At 71.4% G+C, this 14262-nt stretch carries 13 protein-coding genes; 1 reads left to right on the forward strand and 12 read right to left on the reverse strand.

The window, feature by feature from the left end; translation table 11 throughout:
* Positions 1-51 precede the first annotated feature (51 nt).
* A complete protein-coding gene (locus P8627_RS01815) occupies positions 52-1191 on the forward strand; it encodes a DMP19 family protein (protein WP_279965784.1) in 1140 nt (379 codons plus the stop codon).
* Positions 1192-1266: 75 nt separating this feature from the next.
* Here the strand turns inward: P8627_RS01815 and P8627_RS01820 are convergent, their stop codons facing one another.
* The 12 genes from P8627_RS01820 to murG form a co-directional block, all read right to left on the reverse strand.
* The gene (locus P8627_RS01820; RefSeq protein WP_279965785.1) at positions 1267-1719 is read right to left on the reverse strand and encodes an ion channel; all 453 of its coding nucleotides are present in this window, start codon (positions 1717-1719) and stop codon (positions 1267-1269) included.
* Between the two features lie 6 nt (positions 1720-1725).
* Positions 1726-3384 (reverse strand): DNA repair protein RecN, encoded by a 1659-nt coding sequence (gene recN, locus P8627_RS01825; protein ID WP_279965786.1) that lies wholly within the window; start codon positions 3382-3384, stop codon positions 1726-1728.
* Positions 3385-3442: 58 nt separating this feature from the next.
* Positions 3443-4273: an outer membrane protein assembly factor BamD gene (locus tag P8627_RS01830; protein WP_279965787.1), complete on the reverse strand. Its 831-nt coding sequence runs from the start codon at positions 4271-4273 to the stop codon at positions 3443-3445.
* A 99-nt stretch (positions 4274-4372) separates the two neighbouring features.
* Positions 4373-5287, reverse strand: coding sequence for a UDP-3-O-acyl-N-acetylglucosamine deacetylase (gene lpxC, locus P8627_RS01835; protein ID WP_279965788.1), 915 nt, complete (start codon positions 5285-5287; stop codon positions 4373-4375).
* A 299-nt stretch (positions 5288-5586) separates the two neighbouring features.
* Positions 5587-7161, reverse strand: coding sequence for a cell division protein FtsZ (gene ftsZ, locus P8627_RS01840; RefSeq protein ID WP_279965789.1), 1575 nt, complete (start codon positions 7159-7161; stop codon positions 5587-5589).
* A 120-nt stretch (positions 7162-7281) separates the two neighbouring features.
* Complete coding sequence (gene ftsA / locus P8627_RS01845; RefSeq protein WP_279965790.1) at positions 7282-8610, reverse strand: cell division protein FtsA; 1329 nt, start codon at positions 8608-8610, stop codon at positions 7282-7284.
* A complete protein-coding gene (locus tag P8627_RS01850; RefSeq protein WP_279965791.1) occupies positions 8610-9503 on the reverse strand; it encodes a cell division protein FtsQ/DivIB in 894 nt (297 codons plus the stop codon). Before P8627_RS01850 ends, ftsA begins: the two co-directional genes overlap by 1 nt.
* Entirely contained in the window at positions 9491-10381 is an 891-nt protein-coding gene (locus tag P8627_RS01855; protein WP_279965792.1) for a D-alanine--D-alanine ligase, read from the reverse strand. The genes P8627_RS01850 and P8627_RS01855 overlap by 13 nt, the downstream gene beginning before the upstream one ends.
* 130 nt (positions 10382-10511) lie before the next feature.
* The gene (gene murB / locus P8627_RS01860) at positions 10512-11429 is read right to left on the reverse strand and encodes a UDP-N-acetylmuramate dehydrogenase (RefSeq protein ID WP_279965793.1); all 918 of its coding nucleotides are present in this window, start codon (positions 11427-11429) and stop codon (positions 10512-10514) included.
* Positions 11426-11665 (reverse strand): DUF2484 family protein, encoded by a 240-nt coding sequence (locus tag P8627_RS01865; protein WP_279965794.1) that lies wholly within the window; start codon positions 11663-11665, stop codon positions 11426-11428. Before P8627_RS01865 ends, murB begins: the two co-directional genes overlap by 4 nt.
* Before the next feature lie 105 nt (positions 11666-11770).
* Positions 11771-13171 (reverse strand): UDP-N-acetylmuramate--L-alanine ligase, encoded by a 1401-nt coding sequence (gene murC, locus P8627_RS01870; RefSeq protein ID WP_279965796.1) that lies wholly within the window; start codon positions 13169-13171, stop codon positions 11771-11773.
* A complete protein-coding gene (gene murG, locus P8627_RS01875; protein WP_279965797.1) occupies positions 13168-14253 on the reverse strand; it encodes an undecaprenyldiphospho-muramoylpentapeptide beta-N-acetylglucosaminyltransferase in 1086 nt (361 codons plus the stop codon). The genes murC and murG overlap by 4 nt, the downstream gene beginning before the upstream one ends.
* Positions 14254-14262 lie beyond the last annotated feature (9 nt).

Raw genomic sequence — 14262 nt, forward strand, 5'->3', positions numbered from 1 at the left:
GAGGCGCGCGCCCTTACGCGCCCCGACCCGACCGCATTCGAGAGACGCTTCATGTTCCATTACATTTTCCCGGGCGCGCGCCGGAAGCGCGTCATCGTCCCCGACGCCGTCCTGGGGCCCGACGCCCAGCCCTACGCGCTGATCGGCGCGGTGGTCGACTGGACCAACGCCGCGCGCGACCGGGGCTTCTATGCCGCGGGCGAAATCGACGAAGTGGCGCCGCAGGCCTACAATGCCGATTATTATTACGCGCAGGTCTGCAACGGCGGCCACGCGCAGTTCCGCCACAATTCGCGGATGGATCCGCTGACGATCGCCCATGCGCTGACGGGGCTGCGGGCCGCGGGGCTGGAGCCGCTGGCCGCCTGCCTGGCGGAGCTGGAGGCCGCGGGTGAGAATGCGGATACGACGCTCTGCGAGGCGCTGGACAGCCGCTTCTTCGCGGCCAACGACGTCTACCACGCCAAGATGAATGCCTGGCTGCGCCCGCGCGTGCAGATCGTGCCCGCGCGCGCCTATGACCGCCGCATGGCCGCCTTCCTGAAGCGCGACCGCAGGCGCGAGCGGCGCTTCCAGGACCGGCAGGCCCTACGGCTTCAGGGGCTGAGCGAGAGCGGGGACATCCTGGGGTTCGCCTGGGCCGCGATGAAGCAGAACGCGATCTTCGACCGGGTCATGCCGGGCCGCTTCGTCACCGCGCTGGGCCGGGAGACCGTGCTCTGGGGCATCCTGACGGGGCCCGCCGGGGCGCAGCTTCGGCTGGAGGGGATCGCGCTGAACGGTCTGGTCATCGTGGCGCCGGACTTGCCCAGCAAGCCCGCGTTCGACGACGAGGATCTTCGCGCCGCCGCCAAGGCGGGCGCCTATTGCAGCGCCAAGGACATCGCCATGCGCACGGATTTGGCCGGCGAGCGGAAGCTCGGCGCGACCGTGGCCTTCCTGATCGCCGAGGCGAAGGGCGTGCAGGCCGAGGATGTCAGCGCCATCGTCCCGCTGCCGGGCCGGACCGACCTGCCCGACGGCCGGATCGTGGCCAGCGTCACGCTGCGCGGCGGGGCGTTCCTGGTGGCGACGTTCCTCGCGGAGGCCAGCGTCCTCTCCGACACGGACGGGCGCGAGATCGCGCGGCTGAGCGCCGCGGAGATCGCTCGCCGCCATGCGGAGTTGGAGACGCCCCCGACGCGGCACTAGGGCCGGCTTCGGACCCACGGGGGCACGGCCCCGGAGCCCCGATAGCCTTGGAGCACGGGGACCGGGTGCACGCGGTCAGGACAGGCCGCCGCCCTTCGGCGGGGCGTCGCGCTGGTGCAGGCGGCTCTGGCGCAGGGTCTCGACCAGCATCGCGGTCAGCAGGCCGAAGATCAAAAGCCCGTTCGCCGCCGCCAGGCCGCCCAGCAGCCGCCATTCCGGCGGCATCAGCACGTCGCCGAAGCCCAACGTCGTGAACACGACGAGCGAGAAATAGACCGAGGTCTCCATCGTGATGAAGACGCCCAGGCCCCAGAACGCGAGCGCCCAGATCCAGACGGCGACCGTCAGCATCAGGATCGACATCAGCATCGCGAGCCCGAGCGAGACCGTCAGCTTCGGACCGTGTGGCGGACGGGCGATCCAGGGCCGCAGGCGCAGGAGCATCACCTCCAGCGCCCACCAGCCCGGGGCGGTGAAGAACGCGGTGACGAGGATCAGCCCCCCGCCGAAGAGTAGCTGGGTCAGCATCGCGCCTCAGGCCGCCGCGTCGAGCAGCGCGCGGGCGGCGCCGCGCGCGGCTTCGGTGACGGTGTCGCCGGCCAGCATCCGCGCGATCTCGTCCACGCGGTCGGCCTCGGCCACGGGAATGACGCGGCTGAGGGTGGCATCGTCCTCGACGCGCTTCTCGACACGCCAATGGTGCAGCCCGAGCGCCGCGACCTGCGGGCTATGGGTGACGACGAGAACCTGGCCGCCCGCGGCCAGCGCCTTCAGCCGTCGGCCCACCGCGTCGGCCGTCGCCCCGCCCACGCCGCGGTCGATCTCGTCAAAGATCAGCGTGCGCGAGCGGTCGCCGCCGGTCAGGCAGACCTTCAGCGCCAGAAGGAAGCGGCTAAGCTCGCCCCCCGAGGCGATCTTGTTGAGGGGGCCGGACGGCGCGCCGGGATTGGTGGCGACCTCGAAGGCCACCTCGTCGACGCCCTCCGGGCTGGGGCCCGCTTCGGCGAGCCGCGTCGCGAAGACCGCGCGCTCCATCTTGAGGGGGGCGAGCTCCGCGGCCATCGCCGCGTCGAGCCGGGTCGCGGCGTCCCGGCGCAGGGCGGTCAGCGCGCTTGCGGCGGCGGCATAGGCGGCTTGCGCCTCGGCTTCGGCGGCGCGCAGCTTGCCCATGTTGCCCTCGGTCGTGTCGAGAAGGTCGAGCTTGCCGCGCAGATCCGCGCCGAAGGCCGCCAGGTCGTCGGCCAGCACGCCGTGCTTGCGGGCGAGCGCGCGGATCGCGAAGAGCCGCTCCTCCGCCTCCTCCAATTCGCGCGGATCGAAGCTGAGCGCGTCGAGGCAGCTCTCGACGCCCGCCTGCGCCTCGCCCAGCTCGACCATCGCGCGGCCCAGCGCGTCGAGCGCGGGGCCCAGCCGGTCGCCCGCCCCGTCGGCCGCGTCATCGAGCCAGCGGGTCGCATCCATCATCTGCCCCTCGGCCCCGTCGAGCCCGATGGCTTGCAACGCGCGGGCCACGTCCTCGCGGATCCGCTCGGCGCCCTGCATCAGGCGGCGACGTGCGTCGAGTTCGGCCTCCTCCCCGGGCCGGGGGTCGAGTTTGTCGAACTCGCTCACGGCGTGGCGCAGGAAGTCCTCCTCGGCGCGGGCCGCCTCGACCTGCGCCTCGGCGTCGCGCAGCGCACGGCGGGCGGCGGCGAGGTCCCGCCAGGCGGCGCGGGTGGCGGCGAGCGCGGGCTCGGCCCCGGCGAAGGCGTCGAGCAGCGCGCGGTGGCCGCGGATGTCCAAGAGGCCGCGATCGTCGTGCTGGCCGTGCAGCTCCAGCAGCGTGTCGGACAGCTGGCGCAGCACCTCGCCCGAGACGCGGCTGCCATTGACCCAGGCCGTCTTGCGCCCGTCGCGGGCGTTGACGCGGCGCAGAAGCAGCTCGCCATCCTCGGCGGCGATCCCGTGTTCGTCGAGCACGGCGCGGGCCGCGTGGCCCTCGGGCAGGTCGAAGCCGGCCACTACCTCGCCCTGCTCGGCGCCCTGGCGCACCAACTCGGCCCGCCCGCGCCAGCCCAGCACGAAGCCGAGACTGTCGAGCAGGATCGACTTGCCCGCCCCGGTCTCGCCGGTCAGCACGTTCAGCCCCGCGCCGAATTCCAGCGAGAGGCGGTCGATGATGAGCATGTCGCGGATGTCGAGCGAGCGAAGCATGGCGGCTAGATAGCGCGCGCCGGGGCGGGGTGCGAGGGGCGAGGCGTCCCCCCGCCCCTTATAGCCAGCGGCCCCGGATCGTGCGGTCGTAGATCGCGCGCAGCCAGCCCTGCCCGCGCGCCTCGGGCGAAAGCCCCTGCCCGGTCAATTGCCGGAACGCGTCGTCATAGAAGGGCGAGGACTGGAAGTTGTAGCCGAGGATCGCGCCCGCGGTCTGCGCCTCTTCCGTCAGGCCGAGCGCAAGATAGGCCTCGACCAGCCGCATCAGCGCCTCGGGCGTTTGGGTGGTGGTCTGGAACTCCTCGACCACGGCGCGGAAGCGGTTGATTGCCGCCGGGTAATGGCCCCGCTTCAGGTAGTAGCGACCGATCTCCATCTCCTTGGCGGCAAGGTGATCGAAGGCGAGGTCGAATTTCAGGATCGACGAGCGGGCATATTCGCTGTCGGGGTAGCGCTCGATCACGGTGCGGAGCGATTGCAGCGCCTGGAAGGTCAGGCCTTGGTCGCGGCCCACCTGGTCGATCTGGTCGTAATAGCTGAGCGCGAGGAGGTACTGCGCATAGGCCGCATCCTCGTCGGCGGGGTAGAAATCGATATAGCGCTGCGCCGCGGCGCGCGCGTTCTCGTAGTCGCGGTCCTCGTGATAGGCGAAGGCCTGCATGATCAGGGCGCGCTTGGCCCATTCGGAATAGGGATAGAGCCGCTCGACCTCGCCGAAGAGGACGGCCGCGTCATCGGGATCGTTATTGGCCAATTCCTGCTCGGCCTGTTGGTAGATCGCTTCCGGCGCGGTGTCCTCGAGCGCGAGCTCGTCGGAGCCGCCGCAGGCCGCGAGCGCGCCCGCCAGACCCAAGGCCCCGAAAAACCGCGTCTTTCGCCGGATCGTCATGGACCGCGTCCCCCACCCCTTGCCCCTTTCCGGGGCTTGCGCCGCACCATAGCCGCGCGATCGCGGGCTGTGAAGCGGGCCGGCGGCGAAATCGCGCGCTCAGAGATGGGTGAAGACGTCCCGGTCGAGACCCGCGCCGGGCAGGATGCCGCATTCCGACGGCGAGAGCGTGCGGATGCGGTAGGCCAGCGGGTCGGCGAAGAGCTTGTGCAGCAGCTTATTCGTCATCGCGTGACCCGCGCGGATGCCGGTGTAACGGCCGAGAATCGGCGCGCCCGCAAGCGCCAGGTCGCCCAGCGCGTCCAGCATCTTGTGGCGCACCGCCTCGTCGGCATGGCGGAAGCCCTCGGGGTTCACGACCCGGTCGCCATCGACGACCACCGCGTTCAACAGGCTGCCGCCCAACGCCTTGCCCGCGGCGCGCATGGCGTCGACATCGGACTGGCGGCAGAAGGTACGGCTGTCGCAGAGCTCGCGCACGAAGGTGCCGTTCGACAGGCGCAGGACCTTGCGCTGCGTGCCGATGGCGCGGTCGGCGAAGTCGATGCAGAAATCGATCTCGAGCTCGCTCGCGGGGTCGAGCGTCGCGGTGGACGCGCCCTCCTCGACCCGGACGCGGCGCAGCACCTCGATGGCGTGGACCGGCGTGTCGAGCTTGCGCACACCCGCCTTCAGGATCGCCCGGACGAACTCGGCGGCGGAGCCGTCGAGGATCGGGACCTCGGGGCCGTCGATCTCGATGATGGCGTTCAGCACGCCGCAGCCCGAGAGCGCGGCCATGATGTGCTCGACGGTCGAGACCGAGATGCCGGCCTCATTGACCAGCAACGTGCAGAGCGGCGAGACCTCGACGCTGTCGTGGCGCGCGGCGATCATCGCGTTACCGTCGATATCGGTGCGGCGGAACCAGATGCCGTGACTGGCGGGCGCGGGGTGGACAGTCATGCGCGCGGGCCGGCCCTGGTGAAGGCCGATCCCGTCGAAGCGGACCGCGTGGCGGATCGTCGTTTGCATCGTCTGTCCTCCGGGCGCCGTGGGGCGCCGTGGTGTCGAGGATCAGCTAAGCGGGACGCCCCCTGCGGGCAATTCAACGCCTGTTACGCGGTGAAACAGCGCCCGCTTCAATATGGCGAAAATTCGCCGATCGGCCGCAGCGGTCATTCCGGCCTGCGTTTTCAATGGCTTGGACTGCGCTTGATGAGCGCATCGTGGGGCGGGCGCGGCGGATCGTGAACGCGACGTCACGGCATCTGTAACGGAAAGCGGCGACCCCGAGGGGCCGCCGCCGGTCTTCGCTTGGGTGGGGTGTCCGCTCAGTTCGCCTGACGGCGCAGGAAAGCGGGGATCTCGATGCGCTCCTCCTCGGGATCCGCGGCGGGCGCGGCCTCCGGGGCGGGGCTGGCCGCGGCCGGGCGCGCGACCGGCGCGTCGGCCCCGGTGCCCGTCATGCGGTTGATGAGGTTGCCGATGCCGAAGCGCGCGGCCGCGTCGCCGCGGGGCGCTTCGGGCTGGACCCGCTGCTCGCCCTTCAGAACGGCGGCGCGCAGTCGCTCCATCGCCTCGGGCGTCGGACCACCGGCCCCGGCGGGCCGCGGCGCCGGCGCGAAGGCGGCCTGCGCGGGCTCGGCGGCCATCGGCTGCTGCGGCGCGGGCGCGGGCTGGTAGGCCGGCGGCGGCAAGTCGTCGGCGGCGGCGGTCTCGGTCGGGCGGCCGAAGAAGTCGTCCGCCATCGCCTCCTCCTCGGCCTCCTGCTGGTCGCTGGCGTCGAAGAAGCTGGACGCCGCGGCGGCGGGCTGGGCCGGGGCGGGCTCGGGCGTGGGCGCGACGCTCGCGGCGGCGGCCTGCTGGGCCTCGACCGGCGCGGCCGGCTCGGAGAGACGGCGGCGCGGGGCGGGCGCCTCATGCGCGCCCTCGGCCACGTCGATGCCGGTCGCGACGACCGAGACGCGCATCACGCCTTCCATCGCCGGATCGAGTGTCGAGCCGACGATGATGTTGGCGTCCTCGTCCACTTCCTGGCGGATGCGGTTGGCGGCCTCGTCCATCTCGAAGAGCGTCAGGTCGTGCCCGCCGGTAATGTTGATCAGCACACCGCGCGCGCCCTTTAGCGACAGCTCGTCGAGCAGCGGGTTGGCGATGGCGCGCTCGGCGGCCTCGACGGCGCGCTCCTCGCCCGTGCCCTCGCCGGTGCCCATCATGGCCTTGCCCATCTCGTCCATGACCGAGCGGACATCGTTGAAATCGAGGTTGATCATGCCCGGCCGGACCATCAGGTCGGTCACGCCCTTGACGCCCTGATAAAGCACGTCGTCGGCCATCGAGAACGCCTCGGTGAAGGTCGTCTTCTCGTTGGCGAGCCGGAAGAGGTTCTGGTTGGGGATGATGATCAGCGTGTCGACCACCTTCTGCAGAGCTTCGACGCCCTGCTCGGCCTGGCGCATGCGGCGCGAGCCCTCGAACTGGAAGGGCTTGGTGACGACGCCGACGGTCAGGATGCCCAGCTCGCGGGCGGCCTGCGCGATGATCGGCGCGGCGCCGGTGCCGGTGCCGCCGCCCATGCCGGCGGTGATGAAGCACATATGCGCGCCGGCCAGCCGGTCCACGATCTCCTCGATCGTCTCCTCGGCGGCGGAGGCGCCGACCTCGGGGCGCGCGCCCGCGCCGAGCCCCTCGGTGACCCGGGCGCCCAGCTGGATGCGGGCCTGCGCGTGGGCCTGGGCCAGCGCCTGCGCGTCGGTGTTGGCGACGACGAACTCGACGCCTTCGAGATCCTTCTGGATCATGTTGTTGACTGCGTTGCCGCCTGCCCCGCCGACACCGAAGACGGTGATGCGCGGACGCAGATCGGTTTCGGCGGTGCCGCCGGGCATGGTGAGATTCAACGTCATTGCTCTGTCCACCTGTATGTTGGGCCCTGCCTCAGGCCATCTCGATCACTCGGCATTCGCCGTATTTTTGCCCGAAAGTAACCAATCCGACTCCTTGCGTCACCCCAAAATCGATTCGGATCACCAATTGTCTCTGAACCAGCGCATCGCGCGCCGCAGGGACCGGCCGGCCTCGCGCTCGGGCACGGCGTCGAAATCCCAGAATTCATCCTGCGGCTCGGCGCCCTGCATGCACAATCCGACGCAGGCGGCGAAGGCCGGACCCTTCGCGGCCTCGGGCAGGCCCGACACGCGCAGCGGGCGCCCGAGGCGGACCTGATTGCCCAGGATGCGGGCGGCCAGACCGTCGAGCCCCGGGATCTGGCTCGCGCCGCCGGTCAACACGATGCGCTGGCTGGGCAGGTCGCCGAACCCCGCCGTGTCGAGCCGGGCGCGCGCCTCCTCGAGGATCTCCTCGACCCGGGGGCGGATGATGCCGATGAGCTCGGTCCGGGTGACCGAGCGGCGGTCGTGGTGCCAGTCGCCGGTATCGGCCTCGAGCGGAATGACCTCGCGGTCGTCCATGCCGGTGGCGACCACGCCGCCGAAGCGGCACTTGATCTGCTCGGCGGTGGCCCGCGGCACGCGCAGGCCCTGGCTGATATCGGAGGTGACGTGCTCGCCGCCCTGCCGAACGGTGTCGGCATAGACCATCTGCTTGCGCATGAAGATCGACAGCCCCGTCGTCCCCCCGCCCATGTCGATGCAGGCCGCGCCCAGCTCCTTCTCGTCCTCGACCAGCGCGGAGGTGGCGGCGGCATAGGGCGCCGAGGCCAGCCCCGCGAGTTCGAGATCGCAGCGATGGATGCAGGTCAGCAGGTTCTCGATCGCGTGGGCGTCGATCGACAGAAGATGCATGTCGGCGCGCAGGATCTCGCCCGTCTGGCCGCGCGGGTCGCGGAGCGTGGTGCGGTGGTCGATGCCGAAATTCACCGGCTGGGCGTGCAGCACCTCGCGACCCGGCCCGAGGTCGGGCGTGTCGACTGAGGCGAGAACCCGCGCGACGTCATGCACGGTGCAGGGCCCGGCATCGAGCGTCACCTCGCCCGCGAGCCCGTAAGACGCCGGGCGGCCGCCCGAGAAGCAGGCGATGACGTGATCGACGCGCACTCCGGCCATCTTCTGCGCGCCCTGCACGGCGGTGCGGATCGCGCGCTCGGTCTCGGGCATGGCGTCCACCTCGCCCATCCGGACCCCGCGCGAGCGGGTGTTGGCGACGCCGATGACGCGGAAATTGGACTGGCCCGCCATGTGGCCCACGCCCTCGCCCTGGGGCGTGTTTTCCTCGAAGCGGAGGACGAGGCAGGCGGTCTTGTGGCTGCCCACGTCGAGGATGGCGACGACGCCGCGCTGCAGGGCGGCCTGGCGCTTGCGGCGCATCGCGCGTTGGGCCTGGAACAATCGGCTCATCAGTCCTCCGAGAAATAGCTCAGGCGCTCCAGCTCCTGCAGGCGGCGCAATTCGTCGCGAGCGGGGCCGGTCAGGCGCAGAATGGGGCGGTCGGGAATGCGAAGATCGACGACGGAAATATCGCGGTTCAGCACGTCCTTGGCGGCGTGCATCGCCAGCGCGCGGTCGAGCGCCGCGGCGGGCGCCGTCTCGGGCAGGGCGATGCGCTGGCCGCGGGTCAGCACGACGTCCCAGCGGCGGTCGCCCACGCGGGTCAGGCCGACCAGCCGGTCGGTCACCGGGTCGGCCGCGCGCACCAGGCGCAGGGCCTGCGGCACGTGGGCCGAGGCTCCTTCGCCCGCGATGATCGGCAGCGCGCCCGCCGCGGCGAGGTCGTCCAGCGTGGCGACGCGATGGCCTTCGGCGTCCAGCACGTCGATCCCCTCGGCATGGCGCCAGACCACGGCCGGCTCGCGCTCGGTCACCTTCAGAAGCAGCACGCCCCCCGCCTTCACCCGGACCTCGGCGTCGAGCACCGGGTCGAGATCGACCAGCATCGCGCGCAGGCCGTCCATGTCGAGCTGGAACTGCGAGAGCGGAAGATCCACCGGCAGCGCTTCGAGGATATCGGCCTGCAACTCGTCCGAGGCGCCTTCGATCCGCAGCAGCGAGACCATGAATTCCGGGCGGTCCTGCACGGCGCGGACCGTCTCCTCCCAGGTGTCCACGATGGCGCGGATGCGCGCGGGGTCGTTGATGTACCAGGTGAACAGGATCACGAAGCCGAAGCTGGGGATGCCGGTGCGGATCAGCGCGCGGAAGAGCGGCGTCAGCCACAGCCGCTGCGCCCGGTAGCGCCATTTCGAGGGCGCGGGGTCGCTCGGGGCCGGGCGGCGCGCCTTCACCTGTCGCATGAGGCGTCCTCGACCAGTTCGCGACAGAGCCCGCCGAAGGTGATGCCGGCATGGGCCGCCTGCTCGGGCGTGAGCGAGGTGGGCGTCATCCCGGGCTGGGTGTTGGTTTCCAGAAGGATCAGCCCGGCGGGGCCCCGCGTCTCGTCCCAGCGGAAATCGGTGCGGCTGATCGTGCGGCAGCCCAGGACGCGGTGGGCCTGCAGCGCGTGGTCGCGGCAGGCCGAGAACACCTCGGGCGCGATCTGCGCGGGCAAGACGTGCCGGCTGCCGCCCTCGGCGTATTTCGCCTCGTAGTCGTACCAGCCGTCGGTGACGATCTCGGTCACGGTGAGCGCGCGCTCCCGGCCGGGCGCGCCGAGGACCGTGCAGGTCAGCTCGCGCCCGGGGGCGTAGGCTTCGACCATCACCGTATCGGGCATGCTGTCGGGCAGCGCGGGCGGCCCCTCCGCCCCTTCTTCGACGATCCAGATGCCGACGGACGAGCCTTCGTTGTTGGGCTTGATGACGTAGGGCGGCGGCAGGACGTGGCAGGCCGAGGCGGCGGCGCGCGCGACCATGCGGCTTTCGACCACCGGCAGCCCCTCGGCCCGGTAGGCGGCCTTGGTCAGGGTCTTGTCCATGGCGCGGGCCGAGGCCAGCACGCCCGAATGCGTATAGGGAATGCGCAGCCATTCCAGGAGGCCCTGGACGCATCCATCCTCGCCCCAGCGGCCATGCAGCGCGTTGAAGACGACGTCGGGGCGCAGGTCGGAGAGCCGCTGCGCAAGGTCCGGCCCGGCGTCGATTTCGGTCACATCGAAGCCCTCGCCGCGCAGGGCCTCCGCGCAGCCGCGACCGGTCGAGAGCGAGACCTCGCGCTCGGCGGATGGTCCGCCCATCAGGACGGCGACGTGGTGGAATGCCCTGCCCGACATGCCCGTATGCCCAATCTCTGCGCCTCGCCCCGGTCGCGCTGACGCGCCGCGGCTTGCTCTTATTGTCCCCGGCCTCTGGTGGACCGTTCTGGGGTTAGCCGGGCTCTCCGACCCGCTTGATTTCCCACTCTAGCGTCAGACCGGAGGTCTCGAAAACCCTTTTCCGCACCGCCTCGCCAAGCCCTTCGAGGTCTGCGGCCGTCGCGCCACCCTGGTTGACCAGGAAATTCGGATGCTTGGGCGACATGATCGCCCCGCCCCGCGTGGCCCCGCGCATGCCGGCGTCGTCGATCACCTTCCACGCCTTCAGCTCATGCGTGTCATCCGCCTGCCCGGTCGAGGAATGGCCCGCGGGGTTGCGGAAGGTGCTGCCGGCGCTGCGGTCCTTGGTGGGCTGGGTCGCGTCGCGGCGGTCGAGCTGCGCCGCCATCCGCGCCGCCAGCTCGGCGGGATCGCCCGCGGGCGCGCGGAAGGTGGCCCGGGTCAGGATCGTGTCCTCGGGCAGGTCGGACTGGCGATAGGCCAGGCGCAGATCGGCGGCGGGGATCGTGACGCGTTCGCCCGCGCGGGTCACCGCCTCGACTGAGACGAGGTGATCGGACACGTAGACGCCGTAGCAGCCCGCGTTCATCCGCACCGCGCCCCCGATGGCGCCGGGGATGGTGCGCAGGAAGGTCAGGTCGCGGCCCGCCTCGGCCGCGCGCCGCGCGACATGCGCGTCCAGCGCGGCGGCCCCGGCATGGACCAGATCGCCCGCAATCTCGATCCCGTTGAAGCCGCGGCCCAGCCGGATGACCACGGCGCGCAGCCCGCCGTCGCGCACGATGAGGTTCGAGCCGACGCCCATCGGGAAGACCGGCACCTCGGGCTCCAGCGCGGCAAGGAACGCCGTCAGATCCGCGAGATCGGCCGGCTGGAACAGCGCATCCGCCGGCCCGCCGACGCGCAGCCAGGTCAGATCGGCCAGCGGCCGGTTCGGCGTGAGCGTGCCGCGCACCTGCGGGAAGTTCATCGGATCATCCTGGTCAGCCAGCGCCCGAAATAGCGCAGGGGCCAGCGCAGGATCAACGCCATCGCCGCAAGGCCAAGCGCGGCCCAGCCCGGGCCCGCCGAGAGCCAGAGCCAGACGAGAAGCGGCGCGCCCAGCGCCATCAGGCCATAAGCGGCCGGCCAGGACTGGCGCGCCGTCAGCACGGCCTGGAGGCCCGCCGCCAGAACGACCCACAGGCAAAGACCGACAAGCGCCATCGCGGTTTTCCTTCCTCTGGCCCGAAATACTTTCGGGGGTGTCCGAGTCGGCGGAACGTCCCATCGGCGGCGGCGCAGGGGTGGCGGCCCCCGCCTTCCCCGGCCCTAGCTCGCCAGCCGTTGCGGCAGGTTGCCCGCCCATTGCGAGATCGTGCCCGCGCCGAGGCAGACGACGATATCGCCCTGCCGCGCCTCATCGCGCACGAGACGTTCCAGATCGTCCTCGTCGGTGACGGCCCGCGCGTGGCGGTGGCCGGTGCGGATCAGACCGGCGACCAGGTCGTCGCGGCCCGCGCCGGGGATCGGGTCCTCGCCGGCGGCATAGACATCGGCGATGCCCACGACATCGGCCTCGGTGAAGGCGCCGCAGAACTCGTCGAAGAGCGAATGCAGCCGCGAGTAGCGGTGCGGCTGGTGGACCGCGATGACCCGGCCGCTGTCGCCGATCGATTGGCGCGCAGCCTTCAGGACGGCGGCGATCTCGACCGGGTGGTGGCCGTAATCGTCGATGATCGGCACGCCGCGCCACTCGCCCACGCGGGTGAAGCGGCGATTGACGCCGCCGAAGCTCGCCAGCCCGTCGCGGATGACCTCCTTCGGGATGCCCAGCTCGCGGGCGACGGCCACCGCGGCCAGCGCGTTCGAGACGTTGTGATCGCCCGGCATCGGCAGCGCGCAATTCTCGATCACCGCGTCCTCGGCCTGCAGCTGGATGTCGAAATGCGCCACGCCGCCCTCGTAGCGCAGCCCCGTGGCGCGCACGTCGGCCTGGGCGTTGAAGCCGAAGGTCGCGACGCGGCGGTCGGTGACGCGGCCGACCAGCGCGCGCACCTCCGGGTGGTCGGTGCAGCAGACGGCCAGCCCGTAGAAGGGGATGTTCGAGACGAAATCGGTGAAGCCCTGGCGCAGCGCCTCGATCGATCCCCAATGGTCCATGTGCTCGGGGTCGATATTGGTGACGATGGCGATGGTCGCGGGCAGGCGGTTGAAAGTGCCGTCGCTCTCGTCGGCCTCGACCACCATCCACTCGCCCTGCCCCATCCGCGCGTTCGAGCCGTAGGCGTGGATGATGCCGCCATTGATGACGGTGGGATCCTCCTGCCCCGCGTCCAGCAGCGCGGCGACCATCGTGGTGGTGGTCGTCTTGCCGTGGGTGCCGGCCACTGCGATGTTCGACTTCATCCGCATCAGCTCGGCCAGCATCTCGGCGCGGCGCACGACCGGAAGGCCGCGCGCGCGCGCGGCGTCGAGCTCCGGATTGCCGGGCTTGATCGCCGAGGAGATCACCACGACCTCCGCGCCCTCCAGGTTCTCGGCGCGCTGGCCTTCGAAGATGCGCGCCCCCTTGGCGGCCAGGCGATCGGTGATCGCGCTCGTCTTCGCGTCCGAGCCCTGCACGGTGTAGCCATGGGCGATCAGCACCTCGGCGATGCCGGACATGCCGATGCCGCCGATGCCGACGAAATGGATGGGGCCCATCTGCTGGGGCAGCTTGGTGGCGTTCATCGCTGGCTCGCTTCTTCGACGAGGGCGGCCAGCCGCTCGCGCGCGTCGGACATGCCCACGGACATGGCCGCGCGCGCCATCCGGCGGGCGCCGTCGGGGTTGGAGAGGATCAGCTCGGCCTGCTCGGCCAGGCTTTCGGAGGTGAGCTTGCGCTCGGGGATGAGGATCGCCGCGCCCGCCTCGGAGAGCGCGCGGGCATTGGCGGTCTGGTGGTCGGCGGTGGCGTGCGGATAGGGAATGAGGATCGCGGGACGGCCGATGATCGACAGGTCCGCCACCGTCGAGGCGCCGGCGCGGCAGATCACCAGCTGCGCCTCGGCCATCAGGTTCGGCACGTCGTCGAAGAAGGGCCGGATCTCGGCCGCCATCCCGGCCTCGTCGTAGAACTGCGCGACGCGCGCCTCGTCCTCGGGGCGGGCCTGCTGATAGACGCGGAGCTGGCTCCGGATCGCCTCGGGCAGCGCGGCCAGCGCGGGCGGGACGGCGTCCGACAGCGCGCGGGCACCCTGGCTGCCGCCGATCACCAGCACCGTCATCGGGTAGTCGCCGGGCGGGATATATGGGCTGGCCGCGCGGCCTAGTACCGCGGCGCGGACCGGGTTGCCGACATGCAGGCCATGCGCGCCCTGCGGCAGCACCGTGGGCCAGGTGCCGCAGGCCACGGCATCGACGCGCGGCGCGAAGATCGTGTTCACCCGGCCCAGCACGCCATTCTGTTCGTGGATGAGGCGCGGCAGCTTCATCATCACCGCCGCCGCCATCGCCGGGATCGTGGGATAGCCGCCGAAGCCCGCGATTACCGCCGGTGGGTCGGCGCGGAAGCTGCGCAGCGCCCGCAAGACGCCCCGCGCGAGCTTGGGGCCGACGAAGAGCTTCGACACCACGCCGCCGCGGGCGGTCGTGGCGGCGGGCAGGATCTCGATCTCGACGGCATCGGGAAAGCCGCCCGCGAAGCGCGCGCCGCGGTCGTCGGTGGCAAGCTTCACGCGCCAGCCGCGGGTCAGCATCTCCTCCGCGAGGGCCTGGGCGGGGAACATGTGACCCCCGGTGCCGCCGGCGGCGATGACGAGAAGCTGGGACATGGGTGCGGC

Source organism: Jannaschia sp. GRR-S6-38 (genome assembly GCF_029853695.1).
Classification (GTDB): Bacteria; Pseudomonadota; Alphaproteobacteria; order Rhodobacterales; family Rhodobacteraceae; genus Jannaschia; species Jannaschia ovalis.

Coding starts and splice junctions, on each gene's coding strand:
- P8627_RS01815 (WP_279965784.1), top strand. CDS start 52: ATGTTCCATTACATTTTCCCGGGCGCGCGCCGGAAGCGCGTCATCGTC.
- P8627_RS01820 (WP_279965785.1), bottom strand. CDS start 1,719: ATGCTGACCCAGCTACTCTTCGGCGGGGGGCTGATCCTCGTCACCGCG.
- recN (WP_279965786.1), bottom strand. CDS start 3,384: ATGCTTCGCTCGCTCGACATCCGCGACATGCTCATCATCGACCGCCTC.
- P8627_RS01830 (WP_279965787.1), bottom strand. CDS start 4,273: ATGACGATCCGGCGAAAGACGCGGTTTTTCGGGGCCTTGGGTCTGGCG.
- lpxC (WP_279965788.1), bottom strand. CDS start 5,287: ATGCAAACGACGATCCGCCACGCGGTCCGCTTCGACGGGATCGGCCTT.
- ftsZ (WP_279965789.1), bottom strand. CDS start 7,161: ATGACGTTGAATCTCACCATGCCCGGCGGCACCGCCGAAACCGATCTG.
- ftsA (WP_279965790.1), bottom strand. CDS start 8,610: ATGAGCCGATTGTTCCAGGCCCAACGCGCGATGCGCCGCAAGCGCCAG.
- P8627_RS01850 (WP_279965791.1), bottom strand. CDS start 9,503: ATGCGACAGGTGAAGGCGCGCCGCCCGGCCCCGAGCGACCCCGCGCCC.
- P8627_RS01855 (WP_279965792.1), bottom strand. CDS start 10,381: ATGGGCGGACCATCCGCCGAGCGCGAGGTCTCGCTCTCGACCGGTCGC.
- murB (WP_279965793.1), bottom strand. CDS start 11,429: ATGAACTTCCCGCAGGTGCGCGGCACGCTCACGCCGAACCGGCCGCTG.
- P8627_RS01865 (WP_279965794.1), bottom strand. CDS start 11,665: ATGGCGCTTGTCGGTCTTTGCCTGTGGGTCGTTCTGGCGGCGGGCCTC.
- murC (WP_279965796.1), bottom strand. CDS start 13,171: ATGAACGCCACCAAGCTGCCCCAGCAGATGGGCCCCATCCATTTCGTC.
- murG (WP_279965797.1), bottom strand. CDS start 14,253: ATGTCCCAGCTTCTCGTCATCGCCGCCGGCGGCACCGGGGGTCACATG.